General features: G+C 59.1%; 21 protein-coding genes. 11 read left to right on the top strand and 10 right to left on the bottom strand.

All coding sequences use genetic code 11. From position 1 onward, the window contains the following. Positions 1-6 precede the first annotated feature (6 nt). The 5 genes from CFBP6623_RS16950 to CFBP6623_RS16930 form a co-directional block, all read right to left on the bottom strand. On the bottom strand, positions 7-792 hold the full coding sequence (locus CFBP6623_RS16950; RefSeq protein ID WP_046801358.1) for a ThuA domain-containing protein: 786 nt from the start codon (positions 790-792) through the stop codon (positions 7-9). 57 nt (positions 793-849) lie between these two features. Beyond that, positions 850-1,878, bottom strand: coding sequence for an ABC transporter ATP-binding protein (locus CFBP6623_RS16945; protein WP_046801357.1), 1,029 nt, complete (start codon positions 1,876-1,878; stop codon positions 850-852). Positions 1,879-1,888: 10 nt separating this feature from the next. Next, complete coding sequence (locus CFBP6623_RS16940) at positions 1,889-2,722, bottom strand: carbohydrate ABC transporter permease (protein ID WP_046801356.1); 834 nt, start codon at positions 2,720-2,722, stop codon at positions 1,889-1,891. Further along, complete coding sequence (locus CFBP6623_RS16935) at positions 2,719-3,693, bottom strand: carbohydrate ABC transporter permease (protein WP_046801355.1); 975 nt, start codon at positions 3,691-3,693, stop codon at positions 2,719-2,721. The genes CFBP6623_RS16940 and CFBP6623_RS16935 overlap by 4 nt, the downstream gene beginning before the upstream one ends. 64 nt (positions 3,694-3,757) lie before the next feature. After that, positions 3,758-5,023, bottom strand: a complete 1,266-nt coding sequence (locus CFBP6623_RS16930) for an ABC transporter substrate-binding protein (protein WP_046801354.1) — start codon at positions 5,021-5,023, stop codon at positions 3,758-3,760. A gap of 267 nt (positions 5,024-5,290) precedes the next feature. On the opposite strand from CFBP6623_RS16930, the gene CFBP6623_RS16925 reads away from it, so the two are divergent. The 3 genes from CFBP6623_RS16925 (at position 5,291) to CFBP6623_RS16915 (ending at position 7,060) form a co-directional block, all read left to right on the top strand. Continuing rightward, positions 5,291-6,304, top strand: coding sequence for a substrate-binding domain-containing protein (locus CFBP6623_RS16925; RefSeq protein WP_046801353.1), 1,014 nt, complete (start codon positions 5,291-5,293; stop codon positions 6,302-6,304). Between the two features lie 174 nt (positions 6,305-6,478). After that, entirely contained in the window at positions 6,479-6,676 is a 198-nt protein-coding gene (locus tag CFBP6623_RS16920) for a hypothetical protein (RefSeq protein WP_046801352.1), read from the top strand. Between the two features lie 225 nt (positions 6,677-6,901). Next, entirely contained in the window at positions 6,902-7,060 is a 159-nt protein-coding gene (locus CFBP6623_RS16915) for a hypothetical protein (RefSeq protein WP_080842802.1), read from the top strand. Here CFBP6623_RS16915 and CFBP6623_RS16910 read toward each other — a convergent pair. After that, complete coding sequence (locus CFBP6623_RS16910; RefSeq protein ID WP_046801351.1) at positions 7,057-7,647, bottom strand: DNA-3-methyladenine glycosylase; 591 nt, start codon at positions 7,645-7,647, stop codon at positions 7,057-7,059. The two genes, CFBP6623_RS16915 and CFBP6623_RS16910, sit on opposite strands and share 4 nt — an antisense overlap. Before the next feature lie 97 nt (positions 7,648-7,744). Between CFBP6623_RS16910 and CFBP6623_RS26875 the strand changes: the two genes are divergently transcribed. The 4 genes from CFBP6623_RS26875 (at position 7,745) to CFBP6623_RS16890 (ending at position 10,938) form a co-directional block, all read left to right on the top strand. Then, positions 7,745-8,128, top strand: coding sequence for a hypothetical protein (locus CFBP6623_RS26875; RefSeq protein ID WP_046801350.1), 384 nt, complete (start codon positions 7,745-7,747; stop codon positions 8,126-8,128). Then, on the top strand, positions 8,125-8,910 hold the full coding sequence (locus CFBP6623_RS16900) for an SDR family oxidoreductase (RefSeq protein WP_046801349.1): 786 nt from the start codon (positions 8,125-8,127) through the stop codon (positions 8,908-8,910). The genes CFBP6623_RS26875 and CFBP6623_RS16900 overlap by 4 nt, the downstream gene beginning before the upstream one ends. A gap of 167 nt (positions 8,911-9,077) precedes the next feature. Beyond that, complete coding sequence (locus CFBP6623_RS16895) at positions 9,078-10,133, top strand: L,D-transpeptidase family protein (RefSeq protein WP_046801348.1); 1,056 nt, start codon at positions 9,078-9,080, stop codon at positions 10,131-10,133. Positions 10,134-10,152: 19 nt separating this feature from the next. After that, the gene (locus tag CFBP6623_RS16890) at positions 10,153-10,938 is read left to right on the top strand and encodes a L,D-transpeptidase (RefSeq protein WP_046801347.1); all 786 of its coding nucleotides are present in this window, start codon (positions 10,153-10,155) and stop codon (positions 10,936-10,938) included. Positions 10,939-11,010: 72 nt separating this feature from the next. Here the strand turns inward: CFBP6623_RS16890 and CFBP6623_RS16885 are convergent, their stop codons facing one another. Continuing rightward, a complete protein-coding gene (locus CFBP6623_RS16885; protein ID WP_046801346.1) occupies positions 11,011-12,831 on the bottom strand; it encodes a methyl-accepting chemotaxis protein in 1,821 nt (606 codons plus the stop codon). A 145-nt stretch (positions 12,832-12,976) separates the two neighbouring features. Next, positions 12,977-14,311: an aspartate aminotransferase family protein gene (locus CFBP6623_RS16880; protein WP_046801345.1), complete on the bottom strand. Its 1,335-nt coding sequence runs from the start codon at positions 14,309-14,311 to the stop codon at positions 12,977-12,979. A 146-nt stretch (positions 14,312-14,457) separates the two neighbouring features. On the opposite strand from CFBP6623_RS16880, the gene CFBP6623_RS16875 reads away from it, so the two are divergent. From CFBP6623_RS16875 to CFBP6623_RS16860, 4 genes are all read left to right on the top strand, one after another. Continuing rightward, positions 14,458-15,006, top strand: coding sequence for a cupin domain-containing protein (locus CFBP6623_RS16875; protein ID WP_045018487.1), 549 nt, complete (start codon positions 14,458-14,460; stop codon positions 15,004-15,006). 619 nt (positions 15,007-15,625) lie between these two features. Next, the gene (locus CFBP6623_RS16870) at positions 15,626-16,303 is read left to right on the top strand and encodes a sugar transferase (RefSeq protein WP_046801344.1); all 678 of its coding nucleotides are present in this window, start codon (positions 15,626-15,628) and stop codon (positions 16,301-16,303) included. A gap of 190 nt (positions 16,304-16,493) precedes the next feature. Further along, complete coding sequence (locus tag CFBP6623_RS16865; protein WP_046801343.1) at positions 16,494-17,753, top strand: polysaccharide biosynthesis/export family protein; 1,260 nt, start codon at positions 16,494-16,496, stop codon at positions 17,751-17,753. Between the two features lie 7 nt (positions 17,754-17,760). After that, positions 17,761-19,029, top strand: a complete 1,269-nt coding sequence (locus CFBP6623_RS16860) for an O-antigen ligase family protein (protein WP_046801342.1) — start codon at positions 17,761-17,763, stop codon at positions 19,027-19,029. Here the strand turns inward: CFBP6623_RS16860 and CFBP6623_RS16855 are convergent. Both CFBP6623_RS16855 and CFBP6623_RS16850 read right to left on the bottom strand, forming a co-directional pair. Beyond that, positions 19,026-19,520, bottom strand: coding sequence for a hypothetical protein (locus tag CFBP6623_RS16855; protein WP_046801341.1), 495 nt, complete (start codon positions 19,518-19,520; stop codon positions 19,026-19,028). The two genes, CFBP6623_RS16860 and CFBP6623_RS16855, sit on opposite strands and share 4 nt — an antisense overlap. 85 nt (positions 19,521-19,605) lie before the next feature. Then, a complete protein-coding gene (locus tag CFBP6623_RS16850; RefSeq protein ID WP_046801340.1) occupies positions 19,606-20,964 on the bottom strand; it encodes an HlyD family type I secretion periplasmic adaptor subunit in 1,359 nt (452 codons plus the stop codon). Positions 20,965-20,971: the final 7 nt, after the last annotated feature.

Here is a 20,971-nt window from a genome sequence, read left to right as displayed (position 1 = left end):
GGCTTGTTACCTGTAACCTGCTTCGCCTGCCTTGTGCAGCTTGGGGCCGCGTTCCTCGATCGGCTCCAGAGCCTTGTCGACGGGAACATTGGGGGCGTCGTGAATGCTTTTCAGTGCGCCAACCGGATTATAGGCCCATTTCACCGAATTGCTGATGACCTTCTGGACATTGGCATCGTGATAGGTGGGATAGGTCTCGTGGCCGGGGCGGAAGTAGAAGATGTTGCCTGCGCCACGACGCCAGGTGAGGCCGGAACGGAAGACTTCACCGCCCTGGAACCAGGAGATGAACACCGTTTCCAGAGGCTCCGGCACGGAGAACTGTTCGCCATACATTTCTTCGTTTTCCAGCTCGAAATGCTCGGGCAGGCCGGCTGCAATCGGATGGCGCGGATTGATGGTCCACAGGCGCTCGCGTTCGCCCGCCTCACGCCATTTCAGCGCGCAAGGCGTGCCCATCAGGCGCTTGAACGGCTTGGAGAAGTGGCCGGAATGCAGGACGATGAGGCCCATGCCTTCCCAGACGCGCTTGGCGACACGCTCGACGATTTCATCCTGCACCGCGCCATGATCCTTGTGGCCCCACCAGACCAGAACATCGGTCTTGTCGAGGCGCTCCTGCGAAAGCCCGTGTTCCGGCTCCTGCAGCGTGGCGGTGGTGGCGTTGATCTCGGGGTTCTGGTTCAGCGCGTCGGCAATGGTGTTGTGCATGCCGTTTGGATAGATCGAACGCACCGTCTCATTGATGTGTTCGTGGATATTTTCGCCCCATACAACGGTGTTGATGGTCATTTTCATGCTCCTCGGTGAAAGCCGGGACCTTGGGTGATCCCGGCGAAAGTGGAAATTTCAGGCAGCACCCCGGGCGGGGTTGCGGGCAAGCGCCCGGCCTTCGGCGTCGAAACGGTGGATCTGCGCCGCATCCGGCACGATGGCGATACGTTCGCCAGCCGTGCGGTTGGTGACGCCCTCTTCGCGAACGACGACGGGTTCACCCGCGCCGATCTCGACATAGATATAGCTGTCCGATCCCAGCATTTCCGAATGCACGATTTCGCCGCTCCAGCCGCTGCCATCTGTGGCGATGGTAATGTGTTCGGGGCGGATGCCAATGGTTTTTGCGCCTTCGGATTCGGCATATTTGCCGGACAGGAAGTTCATCTTCGGCGAGCCGATGAAGCCGGCGACGAAGGTGTTGACAGGGCTTTCGTAAAGCTCCAGCGGCGTGCCGATCTGCTCGACCCGACCGTCGCGCAACACACATATGCGGTCGGCGAGCGTCATCGCCTCCACCTGGTCGTGGGTGACGTAAATCATCGTCGTGTCATGCATCGAGCGGTGCAGCCTGGCGATTTCCAGACGCGTGGCGACGCGCAATGCCGCATCGAGGTTGGAAAGCGGCTCGTCGAACAGGAATACCTTGGGATCGCGCACGATGGCGCGGCCGATGGCGACACGCTGGCGCTGGCCGCCGGAAAGCTGCTTCGGCAGGCGCTCCAGATAGGGCGTGAGCTGCAGCATCTCGGCTGCTGCCTCCACGCGCTTCTTGCGCTGTTCCTTGTCCGCGCCCGAGAGTTTCATGCCAAAGGCCATGTTTTCGAACACGGTCATATGCGGATAAAGCGCATAGGACTGGAAGACCATGGCGACGCCACGCTTGGCGGGCGGCAGGCGGTTCACCGTCTCGTTGTCGAAGGAAAGCGTACCACTGGAAATTTCCTCCAGCCCACAGATGAGGCGCAAAAGCGTGGACTTGCCGCAGCCGGAAGGGCCGACGAAAACCATGAACTCGCCGGAGCGGATATCCATGTCGATGCCCTTGATGACATCGAAGGCGCCGAAGGATTTGCGAAGATCGCGCAGTTGAATGGTGGTCATGAATTTTCTCCTAGCCTTTGACGCCGCCGGCGGTGAGGCCGGAGATGATGCGTCGCTGGAAGATCAGAACGAGGACGACGAGCGGGGCGGTGACGATGACCGACGCGGCCATGATCGTTCCCCACGGGATTTCGAACTGCGAGCCGCCCGACAGGAGCGCGATGGCGACGGGCACCGTGCGCTGCTCGTTCGATGAGGTGAAGGTGAGCGCGAAAAGGAATTCGTTCCACGCTGCGATGAAGGCGAGAAGCCCTGTCGTGACGAGTGCGGGCCACATTAACGGCATGAACACCTGGGTGATGATGACCCATGGCGTCGCGCCATCGACAATCGCTGCTTCCTCGATCTCGATCGGCAGGTCACGCATGAAGGTTGTCAGCACCCAGACCGTGAAGGGCAGGGTGAAGATCATGTAGGAAAAGATCAGCGCCAGCGGCGTGTTGAAGATGCCCGCCCAGCGGATCAGTTCAAACAGGCCGGCGAGAACGGCGATCTGCGGGAACATCGAAACCGACAGGATGGTGAGCAGCAGCAGCGAGCGGCCACGAAAGCGGACGCGGGCCAAGGCATAGGATGCCGTTACCGCAAGGAACAGCGACAATATGACGACGGAAGATGCAACGAACAGCGAATTGCCGAGATTGCGCAGGAACGTGCCGTTGCCGATGACGAAGCTGTAATTGGTCAGCGAAAAGTCACGCGGCCAATAATTGACCTGGAACAGCGCCGAGCCGGATTTCAGGCTCGTCAGGATCGCATAATAAAACGGGAATACCGAAATCACCATGATGATGGCGACCAGCGCATAAAAGGCGGTGGTTTTCAGGATGCTGGGCAGGGTCATCGCGCGGCTCCATCGGTGTTGACGCGCCCAAGCCACATGTAAATCACGGTGATCGAGGCGATGATGAGGAACAGCATGGTGGAGGCGGCAGCACCGTAGGAGAACTTGTCGAAATCGAACAGGTTCTCACGAGCCAGCACCGACATGGTGCGGGTCTGGGCATTATTCGGTGTCAGGATGTAGATGAGGTCGAAGACGCGCATCGCATCCAGCATGCGGAAGATGACGGCGACCATGAGCGCGGGTCGGATCATCGGCAGGGTGACGCGGAAGAACACCTTGACCGGATGAATGCCATCCACCTTGGCTGCCTCATACATATCCTTCGGCACCATTTGCAGGCCGGCGAGAATGAGCAGCGCCATGAAGGGCGTGGTCTTCCAGATATCGACGATCAAGACGGCGACCATCGCGGTTTCCGGATTGGCGGTCCAGGCGATCTTGCTGGAGATCAGCCCGAGATTGAGGAACAGGTCGTTCAATATGCCGAACTGGTCGTTCAGCATCCATGCCCACATCTGCGCAGAAACGATGGTGGGAATGGCCCAGGGCACGAGAATGGCGGCGCGCACGAGGCCGCGTCCCTTGAATTCGGCATTCAGCACCAGCGCGACGATGAGGCCGAGTACCGTTTCGAGGCTGACAGAGACGACGGTGAATTTTAGCGTGTTGAGAACTGCGCCCCACCATGCGGGATCGGCAAGCAGGCCGCGATAGATGGTGCGGCCGCTGCTGAGCGTGATCCATGTCAGGTAATTCTTGAGGCCGACGAATTGCGCACCTTCGAGATTGGTGAGCGAGGCGTCGGTGAGGCTGAACCAGACGGTGCGCACGAGCGGCCAGCCTGCCACCAGCGCCAGCACCAGAAATGTGGGGGCAAGAAACAGCCAGGCGGATTTCAGTCGTTCCGACTGCAGGTCGGAGCCGGTGCTGGATGCCGCGACCGGCCTTTGAAGGGCGATGTCGTTCATGGGGATATCTCGCGGTTGGGGCGCGGAAAACGATCAGACGAGACCGCCTCCCGCGCGGGCCGGATTACCAGCCGTTGCCTTTGAGATCGGTCAGTTCAACCTCGAGAAGTTCGAGATTTTCCGCCGCCGTACCGTTACCGGAGAGCGTGTTGTGCACGGCGCCCCAGAACTTGGCCGAAACCTCGTTGTATTTTACCTTGGCCGAGGCGGATGGACGCGGAACGGCGGTCTGGAAGATCGGCTTCCATGTCGGCATGAACGGCTGGGCGGCCGCGACATCCTTGTCGTCGTAAAGCGAGGCGATCGTCGGCATGTTGGAAAGCTGGATCGCGCGCAGCTTCTGGGTGTCCTTCGATGCCAGGAATTTCACGAGCTGGATGGCCGCTTCCTGATCGTCGGAATATTTCGAAACGGCGAGGTTCCAGCCGCCGAGTGTCGAGGCAGGGGCTTCACCTTCTGCACCGGCCGGAAGCGGGGTGACGCCGAACTTGTCTTTAATGGCGCTGTCGGCGCCGTTACCGAGCGCATAGGCATAGGGCCAGTTGCGCATGAAGACGGAGTTGCCGGTCTGCCAGACGCCGCGCGCTTCCTCTTCCTTATAAGCAAGCACGCCCTGCGGCGCGATGGTGCCGACCCAGCCCTTGGCTGTTTCGATAGCGGCTGCAGCCTTCTCGTTGTTGATCGAGATATCGCCGTTGCTTTCGACGATATGGCCACCGCCGGCGGAGGCGATCCATTCCAGCGCGTTGCAGGTCAGGCCTTCATAGGCGCTGCCCTGGAAAACGAAACCCCAGAGGTCCTTCTGTCCGCCCTCGCGTTCCTTGTCCTGGATTTCCTTGGCGGTCTCGCTCAGTTCCTTCCAGGTTTTCGGCGGCTGCTTGCCGTATTTTTCCAGAAGGTCCTTGCGGTAAAACAGTGCCGGCGCGTCGGTGAACATCGGCATGGCGACGAGCTTGCCGTCAACTGTCTGCGAGGCGACGATGGAGGGGAAATGATCGCCGATGACATCCTTGGTCGCTGCGGTCAGATCCACGAATTGCTCGGCCAGCTGCGGCGCCCAGATCACGTCGGTCTGGTAGACGTCGACATCCTTGTTGCCGGCGGCAAGCCAAAGCCGGTACTGGCTGAACTGCTCGCTTGATGATGACGGCATGGTGACGAGATTGACCTTGTGGCCGGTTTCTTTCTCGAAGGCGGCGATGCGTTCGCGGAAGAACGCGACGTTCTTGCCGGTCGAATTGGCGGCGATGGAAAGTTCAGCTGCCTGCGCGGAAACAGCGGCAGAAAACACCACTCCGCACAGGAACAAAGTCTTCATGGAAATATTCATTGTCAAACTCCTCCGTTGACGCTCCCGATTATCCTCAAAATTGAAAGCGCTTTTGACTGACGGAAAGCTCGCAAAAGCTAGACAATCTGTCAATACTCTTTCTAATTGAGCGAAAATTGGGGGTTTTCGTCTGGAATTTTTCGGCTTTGCCTTTCAGAAAATCCAACTGTAAGGTTTCAGTTGAAAAAAAATTGAAATCGTTTTCAATTTTTGTCGGCTTGAAAAATCCGCAGCGGCAACGCATGCAGGGGCAAATTGGCAAAAAATATGAAGCTCAAGGAATTCGCAGAGAAGGTCGGGCTGTCGCCCACCACCGTCAGCCGGGCGCTTGGCGGCTATCCCGAGGTGCGCGAGGAAACGCGGCAGCGGGTGATGGAGGCTGCGCTGAAATACGGCTACCGGCCCAATGCCAACGCGGTCAGGCTGGCAACCGGCAGGGCGGGTGCCATCGGTGTCGTCATGGGTCGTTCAGGCGGCGGGCATTTCTTCTCGGAATTCATGGGTGGAATGGCGACCCGGCTGGAAGGGGAAGAGACCGACATCCTCGTCAGCGTGACTGTCGACAATGACCTTGACGAGGAACTGGCGATTTTCAGCAGGCTTGCGTCGAGCGGACGGGTGGATGGTATCATCGTGCATTCACCGCGCCCGGAGGATGAGCGCATTGCGCTGCTCAACCGGCTGGGTGTGCCGTTCATCGTGCATGGCCGCTCGAAGACACCCTTCGAACATGCCTGGCTCGATATCGACAATCATGACGTGACCTATCGTCCGACGATCCATTTTCTGGAGCGTGGACACAGGCGGATTGCTCTCATCAACGGTCCGGTCGGCCGTACTTTCGTGCAGGATCGGGAACAGGGTTTTCGCGATGCGCTGGCGACCCATGGCATCACGCCGGATCCGCGTTTCATGATCAGCGAGCATTTCAGCGAGGAGACGGCTTTTCGCTTCGCCCGCTCGCTTCTGGAGCAGACACCGCGCCCGACGGCCTTCGTTGCGGGTGCGATGATGACAGCGCAAGGTGTGTATCGCGCGGCGACCCAGTTGGGTCTGACGATCGGCAAGGACGTCTCCGTCATCGCCCATGATGATGTGTTTCCCTATCTCACCCCGGGAAGCATGATGCCGCCGCTTTCCACCACCCGCTCCCCCATGCGCATGGCCGGCATGCGGGTGACGGACCTGCTTCTGCAGATCATCGGCGGCAGGCCGGTGCGCGAAGTGCAGGAATTGTGGCCCGTGGAGCTGATCCTGCGGGAGTCGGTGGGACCTGCCTGAGCTTGTCGGCATAGCTCACTGATTCCACTCCATTTTGTGAACGTCAGTTGATAGCGTTCGCCTTTCGTCATCTATACGGCGGCGACATCTCATGTATAATCGAAGCAGTCGTGTTCGTTATGGAACAGGACTTGGGCCGGCGCGTTGAGGGGACGTGTCGAAGGAGGACGACGGATGTTTGAATTTTTAAAACCGCAACAGCAGCCTGTGATTGATGATGTGGAAGCGACCGGCACCTACGCGGACGCGCTGCTCAATGTTCCAAGCCCGGAACTGACCCGTTCGACCGCCCGTGAGCATGGCCATGAGGCCCACTCCCGCGATTATTGCGAAAACCGCGATGTTTCCCGTAGCGCGCTCGGTTTTGCCTGAGCCGTCAAAAAAAGCTTCTTCAAAAAACGGAACGGACGGCCGGTCCCGGCGTTTTCCCTGTACAACCGCGGGGCGGCGCAACCGGACCGGAGGGACCTGATCGGCATATGACCGATGGGCGAATTTGTGCGTTGCGCCGCCTGAATGGCGACGGCGCAGGCGCGTTGTCCCGATAGATGAAATAGCAATCTGTTTCGGATCGCGCATTTATATCAGGAGGCCGCGATGTCGACCGTTCCCGTCGAACCCTATCCCGAACCACCAATGCCGGTGCCGCCGCAGCCGGATATTCCGCCGGTGGAAGAGCCGGAACCCGACAGGCTGCCGGATGAAATTCCGACCCCCAATCCCGACGAAAACGATCAGCCGCCGAAAGTCCTCTAGATGGCTTTATTGTCGGAGTTTTCGAACTTCTTGCTGATGAACACCGAGCCTGCAAGCCCGAAGCGCCACGGATAATCCACCGCGCGGCTGATGCCGATGCGCCTGCCGCTGGTAACCGCTGCGGCTTCCTTCGGCAAACGCAGAAAAAACGGAGGGGCGTCGAGCGGCATGCCGTCCATGTCGCCGGTAATGGCCATGGCCTGACAAAGCCTGCCGGGGCCGGAACACAGAAGTTTTGGCTTGTCCGTTCCCCGCCGCAGTTTCATCATGTCCAGGCCGGTCAGCGGTTCGATCGCCCGCAGAAGCACGGCAGAGCCGGGCGCACACACGAAATTTGCGCACCAGTGAATACCATAGGACCGGTAGACATAAAGATGGCCGGCCGGGCCGAACATCGCCCTGTTGCGTGGGGTCTGCCCGTTGAAGGCGTGGGATGCCGGGTCGTCCGGATGGTAGGCTTCGGTTTCCACGATGATGCCACCGGCATTGCCGACGCGAAATTCCGCACCGATGAGCGCGCGGGCCACATCCAGCGCGTCACGCTTGAAGAAATTCGCCTGCATTTCCGGGCTAAAGGCCTGATTCATCTGGAACCCCTTCCGCTCTGCCGTCGTTGTGAATTCAGGTTTCAGTGTTACCGCATCGGCTGGATAAGCCGATACTTTTCAAATCGGAGGGCATGTCATGCAACTTTCCACGACCTATGTAAAACGCAATAACGGCGTCATATCCGTCGAGTTCGTCGGCAGCGACGGCGACCAGGTCTCCGTCCGCCTCGCCGACGGACTGGAAGGGATCGATGATGCAGAGGCCATCAAGCGCGCCAGTGCGGTGATGGTTCAGTTGACAGCTTTCGGCACCCGCCACGGCGCTGATGCGTCGTCGCAGTTTTCCGCGCTTGGAACGGCGCAGGGTGATGTTCCGCATGGTCAGGCAAGCGCCCGCACCGCGAAGGATCGCGATATTCTGGAAGAGGAATTGGACGAGGGACTGGAAGACAGCTTTCCAGCCAGCGATCCGGTTTCGGCCACGGTCACCTCGATAGCCTCGAGAAAAGGCGGGGTGTGACATTGGCTCATCGCAAAGTTGCTCTCGTCACCGGCGCAGGTTCCGGCATCGGACGTGCCGCCGCCCTTCATCTGGCTGCGGCAGGTTTTTCGGTTGGCTTGCTCGGCCGCACCGAATCCGAACTGCAGGCCGTGGCCGAGGAGATAAAGACCGCATCCGGCTCTTCCAAAGTTCTTCTCGCCGATGTTTCGGACGAGGCGGCCATGCGACACGCGGTCGCAGCGCTCGTGGAGGATTTCGGTCGCCTCGATGTCGTGGTGGCGAACGCTGGCGTCAACGGTGTCTGGGCGCCCATCGATGAGTTGAAGCCTTCCGAGTGGGACGATACGATCCGCATCAACCTGCGCGGCACCTATCTCACCGTGCATGCCAGCGTACCGCATCTGAAGGCGGCCGGTGGCGGCTCCATCGTGATCGTCTCCTCGATCAACGGCACCCGCACCTTTACCTCCCCCGGTGCTACCGCCTATTCCGTGACCAAGGCGGGGCAGCTTGCCATGGCCCAGCAACTGGCGCTGGAGCTTGGGCGTCACCGCATCCGCGTGAATGCCGTGTGTCCGGGCGAGATTGAAACGGCAATTGACGAAAACACCGATATACGCGGACGCGAAAAGACCGAGGTGCCGGTTCGTTTTCCGGCTGGCGATATTCCCGTGACCGGCGGCGTGGCGGGGTCGAGCGACGATGTCGCCGCGCTGATCGGTTTTCTGGCATCGGACGCATCGCGCCATATTACCGGCACACCGGTATGGATCGATGGCGGGCAGGGGCTGCTTCGATAAGTGTATCCGTCTGCCCCGCTCCTCACGGGCTTGTGTCCCTATGATTAACGAAAGGGTAACGTCTGTTCACGAGACTTTGTCCATGTGCGAGGTTGCCGCGTTATGGCCACCTTCGCTAGTTAAGCGTCTGCCGGAAAGGCGGGCAAATCAGGCGGGCAGAACGATCCATGGACATGAAGGCATTGCTGGATTTCGCGGTTGCGGGGTTACGGCTGAAGGTGATGGCGGGGGTAAGAGTAGCTGCGGTCGTCGCGATCGGCGGCGGTCTTGCCGCGTGCACCTCCATGGGTCTCGATAGCGTCAAGAAGGACCCGCCGAAGCTGTCGTCCAAGATGATGGCGCAGATGTCTGCCAAGAGCATGCGACCGGAAAGCCCGGTCCTCGTTCGTATTTTCAAGCAGGAAAGCGAGCTTGAGGTCTGGAAGATCGACAAGACCGGAAGCTATGCGCTGCTGAAGACCTATCCCATGTGCCGCTGGTCCGGAAAGCTCGGGCCGAAGATGAAGACCGGTGACCGGCAGGCGCCGGAAGGTTTTTATCACGTCTCGGCCGGCATGCTGAATCCGAATTCGCAATATTACGTCTCCTTCAATCTCGGTTATCCCAACCGGCTGGAATCGGCGCTCGGTTACACCGGCGAAGCGCTGATGGTGCATGGCGCCTGTTCGTCGTCCGGCTGTTACGCCATGACCGACCAACAGGTGGGCGAGATTTACGCCGTCGTGGCGCGTGCGCTGCAGGGCGGGCAGGATCGTTTTCAGGTACAGGCCTATCCCTTCCGCATGAGCGCACGAAACATGGTGGCGCATCGCGACGATCCCAACATGCCCTTCTGGCGTACGCTCAAGGAAGGCTACGACTATTTCGAGGTGACGCGCCGCCAGCCCAAGGTCTCCGTTTGCGGCCGGCGATATGTCTTCAACAGCGAATTCGCCGAAGGCGAGCCTGCTGATCCTCTGGCGGCCTGCCCGCCAGCCACCAATCAGCCGGACCCGGCGGTGGCGTCGAAACTGGCCGAGGAACAACAAAAAATTGCCGCCGCGATGAACGAGGGAACTTCCGTACCTCTCAGCGCGTATGTAGACGGCGGCATGCATCCGAGCTTCCGTGCCATTCTGAAGTCCAGCGGCGCCAAGTCCATGGCATCGCAGGTTTCCGGCACGAAGTACCCTATCAGCCGCCCCGATGCGGCGCTGGCAGACCCCTTTGCCAGTGTGAGATGACGTAAATGAGGTTTTTCAATTGAACGAGACGACAACGACCCGGCGGGGTTTCCTGCTTGGAGCAGGTGGATTGGCGCTTGCCGGCCTTGCCGGCTGCAACACCACGGCGCGTGAAGCCGCACGGCCGGCCGCCCCCGCAGAAGATCCGATGTATGCGCTGATGTACGGCCCCAAGCCGGACGAACAGTTTCCGCTGCCGGAAATTCCCTATAAGCGGATTCCGCGCCAGTTCCTGCGGCAGATGGTGGCCAATCCCACGGGCGAGCGTCCCGGCGTCATCGTCGTCGATACGGCCAACCATTTCCTTTACCTCACCTATGAGAACGGTCAGGCCATGCGTTATGGCGTCGGCCTCGGCCGCGCCGGTTTCGAATGGGCCGGCCGCGGCGTCATCCAGTACAAGCGCCAATGGCCGCGCTGGACACCGCCCGATGAAATGATCGCCCGTCAGCCGGAGCTGGAGCCCTATAGCAGCCGCAATGGCGGTATGGAGCCGGGCCTCAAGAACCCGCTCGGCGCGCGTGCACTCTATATTTTCAAGGACGGCAAGGACACGATCTACCGCCTGCACGGTTCGCCCGAATGGTGGACCATCGGCAAGTCGGTATCGTCAGGCTGCGTGCGCCTCATCAACCAGGATATCGTCGATCTCTATAATCGCGTGCCGGATGGCACGCCGATCGTGGTGACGGCGCTCGGCCCGGCGCAGCAGGGCGTGCCGATCGGCCAGGAAGGTGTGCCCGTTGCCCAATATGGCAATGGCGTTGTCGGCGACGGCCTGTCGCAGCCGGTTCAGACTTACTGATAGACAAGAATTTCCAGCCGCTGAAATCAGCGGCTGGAAACAATGGACGGATGGCAGCGCAATGCTTCCGCCTCAGGCCACGCGACGGATAATGTCTTGGTCACCAACATCTTCCATATCCAGACGGAAACGTGAAACCAGCGCGCGCAGCTTTGCCGTTTCCGCGGCAAGCGTGGCCGAAGCTGCGGTGGATTGCTCCACCATGGCCGCATTCTGCTGGGTGGCGTGATCCATGGAGTTTACGGCCGCGTTGATTTCGGCGAGCCCCGTCGATTGTTCGGCGGCTGATGTCGCAATCGCCGTCATGTGCTGGTCGATGCCGGCGATGCGTTCGCCGATATCCTTCAGCGCCGTACCGGTATCGAGAACCAGCTTCACGCCGCTTTCCACTTCTGCCGATGATTGGCGGATATGGTCACGGATTTCGCTTGCGGCCTTTGCGGAACGCTGGGCAAGATCACGCACTTCCTGCGCCACCACGGCAAAACCTTTACCGGCCTCACCGGCGCGGGCGGCCTCCACCCCGGCATTCAGCGCCAGAAGATTGGTCTGGAAGGCAATTTCGTCGATGACGCCGATGATGCCGGTAATCTGCCGCGATGATGTCTCGATGCGGCGCATCGCCTCTTCGGCGTGGCTGACCACCTCGACCGATTTCAGGGCGCTGTGGTTGGCGTCGGTGGCGGCAAGCCGCGCTTCTGAAGTGCGTTTGTTGGCGTTTGAAACATTGGCCGTGATTTCCTCGAGCGCTGCGGCGGTCTGTTCGAGGGAGGCTGCCTGATTTTCCGTGCGGCGGGAAAGGTCAGATGCGCCGGCGGCAATCTCGCGGCTGCTGCCGTCTATCGTGCCGATGCCATCGGAAATCGCAAACAATGTTTCGGCCAGCTGCCGGACAGAACTGTTGAAATCATGCCGCAGGGCTTCAAATTGCGGGGCGAAGGCCTGATCGAGCTGGAACGCCAGATCACCCGAAGCCAGTCGCTTCAGACCGGCTGCGAGGCCGGATGTGGCGATGCGCAGCCGTTCGGAAGCGTCCTCCTCGGCCTGCTGGCGCGCTGCTTCCTGATCGGCTTGCGCCTGCCGGCGGGCTGCCGCCGCCTGTTCTTCAAGTACTTGATTGGCGATTGCCGCCTGTCGGAATATTTCGACCGCGCCGGACATGGAGCCGATCTCATCCTTGCGATCGATGCTGGAGGGTGGCTGAGACGTATCGCCGCCCGCCAATGTTTCCATGTTCTTTGACAATTGCAGGATGGGGTGGATAACCGATCTGCGGGTGAGAAGGAAAAGCCCGACGGAGAAGATTGCCGCCAGAACCAGCAGGACCTTCAAGGCAAGGTTGATCGTCGCCTTGGTCTTTTCGCTTTCGGCCGAGGCGGCATCGGACAGGGCCTCGATCTGGTCGCCGGCCACTTCCATCGCTTTTTCCAGCGCCGAGAATTGCCGCATGAACTCGGGCATCAGCTTGATCGCCTCTTCCGGGCGGGAACCCGCAAGGCCGACAACCGCATTGGCCGCTTCCATATAAGCGAGCAGTGGTTTTTCGACGCCATCAATCACGGCCTTGACGTTTGTGCCTGCTGACAGGGACCTGTTGGCCTCGATCATTTCGCGGAAGCTGGCTTCATGTTCGCCAAGGTCAGCCTCAACCGCCTTAAGGTCGAGGCCCATGCTGGCATTGGTGGAAAGAATGGCGGCAAGTACGTCGGAGCGCAATGCATCATGCATCATGTCCGCTTGCATGTGGTTGCGCAGCACTTCGGCCGAAAGTGCGACATATTCACTGTTACGGTTTAGCGTTTCCGTTGCCCACATGCCAACGCCCGTGGCGGCGCCGGTGATGGAAAAGATCGCAATGCTTGCCAATATTATCTTTTTCTGAATCGACGCCATGGAGACGTTCCCGCGCTGTTGGTTATACTGCGGAAAAATAATAGAACATGCTTAATAAATGATCTATGTGCGGGCTGATTTTGATAAAAGCGAAAAAAGGCTGCAATTTGTATTGCAGCCTTTCCTATATTAGAAATTTATACTTTTAATTTGCGCGTTTCAGCGCGTCACCGAGGATCGAGACGATGTCGTCGAAATGGGATTTTTCGGCAATCAGCGGCGGCGAGAGGGCGATGATGTCGCCGGTGACGCGGACAAGCAGGCCGCGCTCGAAGCAATCCACAAAGATATCATAGGCGCGCGCGCCGATGGCGCCGTCGCGCGATTGCAGCTCGATGCCGGCGATGAGGCCGATAGTGCGGATGTCGATAACGTTCGGCAGGCCCTTCAGCGAATGGATGGCGTCGTGCCAGATATCCTGCAATTCGGATGCGCGGGTGAAAAGATCTTCATCGCGATAGATATCGAGCGCGGCAATGCCGGCGGCGCAGGCGACGGGATGGCCCGAATAGGTATAACCGTGGAACAGCTCGATCTGGCTTTCCGGGCCATGCATCAGCGCATCATGCACCTTGCGGCTGGTGAAGACCGCGCCCATGGGGATCGCGCCATTGGTCAGCCCCTTGGCGGTGGTGACGATATCAGGCGTAACACCGAAATAGTTGCTTGCGAAGGATGAGCCCATGCGACCGAAACCGGTGATGACTTCATCAAAGATCAGCAGAATGCCGTGCTTGTCGCAGATGGCACGCAGGCGGTCCAGGTAACCCTTTGGCGGCACCAGCACGCCGGTGGAGCCGGCCACCGGCTCGACGATGCAGGCAGCGATGGTTTCCGCGCCATGCAGGGCGACCAGCCGCTCCAGATCGTCGGCAAGTTCTGCGCCGTGCTCGGGCTGGCCCTTCACGAAGCTGTTCCTTGCAGGATCATGAGTATGACGCAGATGGTCGGCGGGTATCTGCGGGAAAACCCGGCGGTTGTTGACGAGGCCGCCGACGGAGATGCCGCCGAAACCGACGCCGTGATAACCGCGCTCACGGCCGATCAGGCGGCTGCGGGTGCCCTGGCCGATGGCGCGCTGATAGGCGATGGCGATCTTAAGGGCCGTATCGACCGATTCCGAGCCGGAGCCGGTGTAGAAAACGCGATCAAGCTTTGCACCTTCAGGGCCGGGGGCGATTTCCGCCAGCCGCTCGGCGAATTCGAAGGCGACGGGATGGCCCATCTGAAAGGAGGGCGCGTAATCCATGGTCGAAAGCTGGTGCTTGACGGCGGAGGCGATCTGTTGGCGGCCGTGGCCGAGATTGACGCACCACAGGCCAGCCGTGCCATCGAGAACCTGGCGGCCGTCATTGCTGGTGTAATACATGCCCTCGGCGCTCGTCAGCAGGCGGGGATTGGCCTTGAACTGCCGGTTGGCGGTAAATGGCATCCAGTAGCTGTCGAGTGAGGTGGAATTGGATCGGCTGGGGTTGTCCATCATGGTTCTCCTGTTCGTTGCCGATGATTGAAAGCTATTTTTCAGAGCGAACAAGCCCTTTTCTCTCTGTGGCCAAGTCATTGAAAATGCTGTAGGCGAAATGCAGTGTTTTCGATATTTCGAACAACGGTAACGGGGGCGGCAGCATGTCGGTGGATATAGGCGGGCGTTTGCGCCATTTGCGGCTGCGTCACAACATTTCCCAGCGTGAACTGGCAAGGCGCGCCGGTGTGACCAATTCAACGATTTCGCTGATCGAGAGCAATACCTCCAACCCGTCCGTCGGAGCGCTGAAGCGTATTCTGGACGGTATACCGATCGGCCTCGCCGAATTCTTCGCCTTCGAGCCGGAGACAAACCGCAAGGCCTTCTATCGGGCGGATGAGTTGGTCGAAATCGGCAAGGGGCCGATCTCCTTCCGGCAGGTGGGCGACAACGTCTTCGGCCGCAGTCTGCAAATCCTGAAGGAATGTTACCAGCCGGGTGCCGATACCGGCAAGGTGCCGTTGGTGCATGATGGCGAGGAGGGGGGCATCATCCTCTCCGGGCGTCTGGAAGTGACGGTTGATGAGGAGCGGCGGGTGCTGGGGCCGGGCGATGCCTATTATTTCGAGAGCCGCAGGCCGCATCGCTTCCGCTGCGTCGGTCCCGTGCCCTGCGAAGTCATCAGCGCCTGTACGCCGCCCACCTTCTGATTCCACAGCGTTCTGCTTGATGTGAGGGTCGCAGAGCACTCTGCTTATCGCAAGCGGAGCCGAATCCCGGCCGGGGCTCGAATATTTTGAAGATATTCTGCGGCTCCAGCGCAGTTTTTTGCCATTGTTTTGCCGCTTTTGCGCCGCTCTTGCAATTTTTCCATCGCTTTTTCTTGGCCAAGGCCGAGTGTCGGGTAAAAAAATCCCGGCTAATATGTCAAATTTTATATGCATTGCCGCAATCTTGCTGCGGCGCAAAAAAATTTAATAGTCTGTTACACGCATGGCTGTTCTTGGCGTTCCTGTGTCATCCGATTAAGCCATAAGAAACATATAAGAAAAGACTGTAGGCGGTCGAAAATACAATACATGCCAGGAGGCCACCCATGCTCTACGCACATGGCCGTAAGCGCATTTGTTTCTTTTTTATGCAACGCTTAATATTGCCCGGAGGTTGATCGACCGCCGCCGCAAGAAATCGCATAGACGGTCATGGGCAATGTGCCTTACAAAAAATCCATTAGCATCAAATTCCGAACACAGACTTGTTATCTCCTTTAGACGGAAAGACGCGCCTTCGGGCACCGACCAATCGCAAAACATAAATGGAGTTCTCTCTATGAAGTCCGCGACCCAATCGGCTGAACAGACACTCAGTTCCGAAGATTTCGATGTCAGTTTCCCTATCGGGGGCATCGCAAAACGCAGCTTCGATATGGCATCGGCTGCACTTGCGCTGCTCATCTTCAGCCCGATTTTCCTGCTGATCGCCGCTCTGGTGAAATTTTCCGATCCCGGTCCGATCTTTTATGGTCACCGGCGTGTGGGACATAATGGCCGCTATTTCCATTGCCTGAAATTCAGGACGATGGCGATGAACGGTGACGAGATGTTGCGGCAATATCTTGCCGCCAACCCGGAAGCCGCCGAGGAATGGCGCGCGACCCGCAAGCTCAAGAACGATCCGCGTGTCACCGCCGTCGGCGCCGTGCTACGCAAGCTTAGCCTTGATGAACTGCCGCAGCTCCTCAACATCATCCGTGGTGAAATGAGCGTGGTTGGCCCGCGCCCCGTCGTTGACGAGGAGCTGAGCTATTATGAAAGCGCTGCCGCTTATTATCTCAGCACCCGTCCGGGCCTGACCGGCCTGTGGCAGATCAGCGGCCGTAACGACGTATCCTACAAGACCCGCGTGGCTTTCGACACGCAATATGTGCAGAACTGGTCGATGCGGCAGGATGTCTTCATCATTGTCAAGACCATTCCCGCCGTGTGCCTGTCGCGCGGCAGCTACTGAAATCAATATTGAGTTCGGCTTTATCGATTTTCGTTTCGACACGCACCCGACCGGGATCCCAAGTCCGGTCTTCGGGTGCGTCATTGGTGCTAACAATAGCGGCCGCTTCTGCGGCGCTGCGCAGCCGGGCTTGCCCGGTTGCCTATCGTCTGATCGCCTGCATGGCGATCAGCAAACAGGGAGTCTCCCGATGAACGGCCTTTTTGCCACCCCCCGCCGTCCGCTTGCCGCCCTCGTGCTTGCCGCTTCCGTCGCCCTGGCCGCACCGCTCTCCGCAATGGCGGCAGAGGGTGGGCAATATAAGCTCGGCACCGCCGACAAGCTGCGCATCCGTGTTGCCGAATGGCAGCCGGCCGATGGCAGCATCCGCAACTGGGACGTCATCAATGGCGATTATTCCGTCGGCCCATCCGGCGCGCTGTCCTTGCCATTTATCGGCCAGCTGGATGTTTCGGGGAAAACGCCTTCGGAAGTCGGTGAGGCGATCGGCGCCCAGCTTCAGAGCAAATTCGCACTTCGCAACCTTCCCTCGGCTTCCGTCGAAATCGCCCAGTTCCGGCCGATCTTTCTCAGCGGCGACGTGCAGACGCCGGGCGAATATCCCTATGCCGCCAATCTCACGGTGCTGAAGGCCGTCAGCCTTGCCGGCGGCCTGCGTCGCTCCGACGCCGGCCAGCGTTTTGCCCGCGACTTCATCAATGCGCGCGGCGATGCCGCCGTCTACGACAATCAGCGGGCAAGGCTGCTGGCGCGCCAGGCGCGGTTGATTGCCGAGGTCAAGGGCGATCAGGCCATCGCCAAGACGCCTGAAATGGAAAAGATCAGCGAGATCGATACGCTTCTCGCCAGCGAAAGCGCGCTGATGAAATCCCGCACCGAGCGTTATACGCTTCAGCTGAAGGCGTTGACGGATCTGCATGCCCTTTTGCAGAGTGAAGTCGAATCGCTGAATAAAAAATCGGAAACACAGAACCGCCAGCTCCAGCTCGCCAACGAAGACCGCGACCGCGTCAACCGGCTGAATGAACAGGGGCTTGCGCTATCGCAGCGGCGTATCTCGGCGGAAGAGCGCGCGGCGGAGGTGGAATCCACCCTTCTTGATATCGATACGCAGTCTCTGCGCGCCAAGCAGGACATCAACAAGGCGACCCAGGACGAGATCAACCTGCGCAACGACTGGGTGGCGCAGCGTTCCAAGGAATTGCAGGACACCGAAGCGGAACTCGACAAGCTCAATCTGCAGCTGACCACCAGCCGTGAATTGATGTCGGAGGCGCTGGCGCAATCGGCCGAAGCGATCCGCTTCGATCCATCGGGCAAATCCGCGACCATCACCTATCTCGTGGTGCGTGAGGAAAATGGCAAGCCGAAGGAAGTGAAGGTGGAAGAAAACACCCTGCTTCAGCCCGGCGACGTCATCAAGGTTTCGTCCGAAATCCTGATGCAGTGAGGTTTGCATGCGGATTGCCAAATCGGCGCTGATCGATCCCGAACGCAATGAAATCTTCGGAATGGCGGCTATTGCGCTGTCATTCTTCGTGTTCGCCTATTCGTCGCGTTTCGGGCAAATCTCGGTTCTGGCCTATTATGGCATGTGGCTGCCGCTGGTGGTGGTCAATTACCGGCAGGTGCTCGGCAATTATCCGCGTTATCTGTGGATCTTCGCCTTCGGCATCCTGACTGTGCTGTCCAGCTTCTGGTCGGAGGCCGCGTCGGTAACCATGCGCGCCTCCATCCAATATATGACGCATATTGTCTGCGCCCTGATCGCCATGCGCGTCATCTCGATCCGCACGCTGACGCGCGGCGCGCTGATCGGCATCGCCGTGGTTCTGCTCTATTCGCTGCTGTTCGGCATCTATCTCTTCGATGCGCTGGACGGCACCTATAGTTTCGTCGGCGCCTTCTCATCGAAGAACCAGCTCGGTTTTTATGCCTCGCTCGGCGTCATTTTTGCCGCGGCCTCCGTGCTGGTCCTGAAACAGAGAGGCATCTGGCTGCCGATTGCCGGTGTTACCGGGCTCTTATCGGCCTATAGCCTCATCGCATCGCAATCGGCCACATCCACCATCACCACGGCGGCCGTGGTTGCGCTCATCATCGGCTTCATCCCGATCGGCATGCTGTCTCCCGCCAATCGCAAGATGACATTTTTCGTGCTTGGCGGCCTTGGTGCGCTGCTTGCGGTCGCCTCCCTGCAATTCGGCCTGCTCGATGCCATTCTCGGGGTTTTCGGCAAGGATTCGACGCTTACCGGCCGCACCTATCTCTGGCAGCAGGGCATAGAGGCGGCAAAACAGACGCCGATCCTCGGTGTCGGTTATCAGGGGTTCTGGGTGGCGGGTTTTGCCGATGCCGAACGGCTTTGGAACGACTTCTTCATTACCGGCCGCACCGGCTTCCATTTCCATAATACCTATATCGAGACGGTGGTAGAGAACGGCATCGTCGGAATGGTGCTGCTCGGCATGGTGCTTTACGGCACGCTGCTCGGACATCTGCGCTCGGTGCTGATGCGCAAGAGCGATCCGCAGGGCGTTATTCTCTTTGCGATCTGCGCGCTGTTCGTGGTGCGCTCCTTCGTGGAGATCGATATCATCTTCCCCTACCAGATCGGCTCGTTCCTGCTTTATTTCGCTGCGGGCAAACTGTGCCTGCCAGTGAAAGCGGCGCAGAATGGTGAAACTCACCCGGCGATCGGTATGCGGTTGCAGACGAGAGCCTAGAGGTAATCCGCTGAGACATGTGGGCTGGCGTGGATGAATTTCCACATGTCCTTGCTGACATCGACGATATCGGCAATCGACTTTTCCAGATGCTCGATTTCCTTCTCGTCCATGCGTTCGACCTTGCCGTAACGAACCTTGCTGTCGTCCTCCACCAGCCGCATCAGCTGGGTGCTGGCGATTTCGCCCTTTTCGTCGAAGGAATAGATGCAATGATTGTATTTGTTGCGCGTCCGCGCTTCTTTCTTCAGCCGCGCCATGATGGAGAGAATGGTCTTGCGGTCCTGTGTCGGCGTTGAGGGGAGTTTCGCCAGACGCTCGATGAGGTCCATGCGCGCCCGTGTGGTATTGAGCGTCAGAAACACGACGATCGCCGCTTCCTTCTCCACTTTCAGAAGATGGACGATCAGATAGATCATCAGGCTTTCGGTGTTGGTCCATACATAATTCAGCCTGCCGACCAGCAGCAACACATCCGACATCACCGCCATGCTGCTTCTCCCGTCCCGGCGAAATATATTCGGATATTATATGCTGAGCGCTGCGGAAAAGACAGTATAGGTTACTGATATTTCTTCATCTTTCCTTGAAGGCGCGGGACATGCTGTCGGAGATCGGCTTGGTCAGATATTCGAAGAACGTGCGCTCCGAGGTCTGGATCAGAACGTCGGCCGGCATGCCGGGCACGGGGTGGAAATTATGGACCTTGGCGATCTCGTCGTCGGAAACCTGCACGCGCACGATATAGACGTCCTTGACCTGAAGGCCGGCATTTTCCTCGATGCTGTCGGCCGAAACGTAAAAGACCTTGCCGTTCAGGACCGGCGTGGTGCGGCGGTTGAGCGCCGACAGGCGGATCGCGGCGGTCTGGCCCTCATGCAGCTGGTCGATCGAAGTTCTGAGCACCTGTGCTTCTAGGATCAGGGGAACATGGGCGGGCAGGATTTCCATGATCGGCTTGCCTGTCGTGATGACGCCGCCGGGGGTATGATAATAGGCTCGCACCACGGTACCGTTGACGGGGGAGCGGATGACGGTGCGTTCCAGCACTTCGGCGGCGCCGCGCACCTGTTCCCGGACACTGTCGAGATCGGATTCCGCTGTTTCCAGCGCGTCGAGCGCCGCCTGCTTGTTGGCGTTGACGGCGATGACCGCTTCCTGCTTGAACTTGGCGATTTCCGCCTCACTCTGGTTCATTTCGCCGGTCAGACGGGCGATATCGCCCATGGCGTCGGCAATCGCGCGTTCCAGTGCCAGCATATCGGTCTTGCGGATGACGCCGTCCTTGGCGAGCCGTTCCTTGGAATCGCGTTCCTGCGTCAGAAGGGCGAGTTGCCGGTCGAAGGACTGTTTTTGCCCGTTATAACCCGTATAGCGGAATTCCAGAGAGCGGATGTTCTTTTCGATCAGGTTCAACTGCTCGTCGAGCTTGACGATTTTGCTGTGGAACACGATGTTCTGGCTCTGGATGATGGAGTTGATGTCAGGATCGCCGGCTTCCTTCATGACGATTTCCGGCACCTTGAAGCTTTTTTCGCCCTGCGCTTCGGCGCGCAGGCGCGTCACGATGGTTTCAAGGCGAAGACGCCGCAGCTGCAACATGCGCTCATTGGCAAGCGCCGTCGTCTTGTCGAGCGTCAGCAGGACGTCGCCTTCCTTGACCGTATCGCCCTCGCTGACCATCATTTCCTTGATAATGCCGCCTTCCAGATGCTGGACGATCTTGTTGTTGCCGGTGGCGACAAAGCTGCCCTGGGCGATGATGGCGGAGGAGAGCGGTGCGGTGCCGGCCCAATATCCGAAGCCGCCGAATGAGGCGAGCAGCACGGCAAGGCCGATGGAACTATGCAGGCGGATGGAGCGCGGCACCTCGCTGTACCATTCCAGCTGGCCCTGTGGTTTGATTTCGGCAATAGCGTTTTTCTTCTTGAACATGACGATC

This window comes from Agrobacterium tumefaciens, from assembly GCF_005221385.1.
GTDB lineage: Bacteria > Pseudomonadota > Alphaproteobacteria > Rhizobiales > Rhizobiaceae > Agrobacterium > Agrobacterium tomkonis.
This window is presented reverse-complemented; position numbering and strand designations above follow the sequence as displayed.

Coding starts and splice junctions, on each gene's coding strand:
- CFBP6623_RS26875 (WP_046801350.1), top strand. CDS start 7,745: ATGCAACTTTCCACGACCTATGTAAAACGCAATAACGGCGTCATATCC.
- CFBP6623_RS16885 (WP_046801346.1), bottom strand. CDS start 12,831: ATGGCGTCGATTCAGAAAAAGATAATATTGGCAAGCATTGCGATCTTT.
- CFBP6623_RS16920 (WP_046801352.1), top strand. CDS start 6,479: ATGTTTGAATTTTTAAAACCGCAACAGCAGCCTGTGATTGATGATGTG.
- CFBP6623_RS16850 (WP_046801340.1), bottom strand. CDS start 20,964: ATGTTCAAGAAGAAAAACGCTATTGCCGAAATCAAACCACAGGGCCAG.
- CFBP6623_RS16875 (WP_045018487.1), top strand. CDS start 14,458: ATGTCGGTGGATATAGGCGGGCGTTTGCGCCATTTGCGGCTGCGTCAC.
- CFBP6623_RS16865 (WP_046801343.1), top strand. CDS start 16,494: ATGAACGGCCTTTTTGCCACCCCCCGCCGTCCGCTTGCCGCCCTCGTG.
- CFBP6623_RS16930 (WP_046801354.1), bottom strand. CDS start 5,023: ATGAATATTTCCATGAAGACTTTGTTCCTGTGCGGAGTGGTGTTTTCT.
- CFBP6623_RS16870 (WP_046801344.1), top strand. CDS start 15,626: ATGAAGTCCGCGACCCAATCGGCTGAACAGACACTCAGTTCCGAAGAT.
- CFBP6623_RS16925 (WP_046801353.1), top strand. CDS start 5,291: ATGAAGCTCAAGGAATTCGCAGAGAAGGTCGGGCTGTCGCCCACCACC.
- CFBP6623_RS16940 (WP_046801356.1), bottom strand. CDS start 2,722: ATGACCCTGCCCAGCATCCTGAAAACCACCGCCTTTTATGCGCTGGTC.
- CFBP6623_RS16855 (WP_046801341.1), bottom strand. CDS start 19,520: ATGGCGGTGATGTCGGATGTGTTGCTGCTGGTCGGCAGGCTGAATTAT.
- CFBP6623_RS16935 (WP_046801355.1), bottom strand. CDS start 3,693: ATGAACGACATCGCCCTTCAAAGGCCGGTCGCGGCATCCAGCACCGGC.
- CFBP6623_RS16945 (WP_046801357.1), bottom strand. CDS start 1,878: ATGACCACCATTCAACTGCGCGATCTTCGCAAATCCTTCGGCGCCTTC.
- CFBP6623_RS16910 (WP_046801351.1), bottom strand. CDS start 7,647: ATGAATCAGGCCTTTAGCCCGGAAATGCAGGCGAATTTCTTCAAGCGT.
- CFBP6623_RS16915 (WP_080842802.1), top strand. CDS start 6,902: ATGTCGACCGTTCCCGTCGAACCCTATCCCGAACCACCAATGCCGGTG.
- CFBP6623_RS16895 (WP_046801348.1), top strand. CDS start 9,078: ATGGACATGAAGGCATTGCTGGATTTCGCGGTTGCGGGGTTACGGCTG.
- CFBP6623_RS16880 (WP_046801345.1), bottom strand. CDS start 14,311: ATGGACAACCCCAGCCGATCCAATTCCACCTCACTCGACAGCTACTGG.
- CFBP6623_RS16950 (WP_046801358.1), bottom strand. CDS start 792: ATGACCATCAACACCGTTGTATGGGGCGAAAATATCCACGAACACATC.
- CFBP6623_RS16860 (WP_046801342.1), top strand. CDS start 17,761: ATGCGGATTGCCAAATCGGCGCTGATCGATCCCGAACGCAATGAAATC.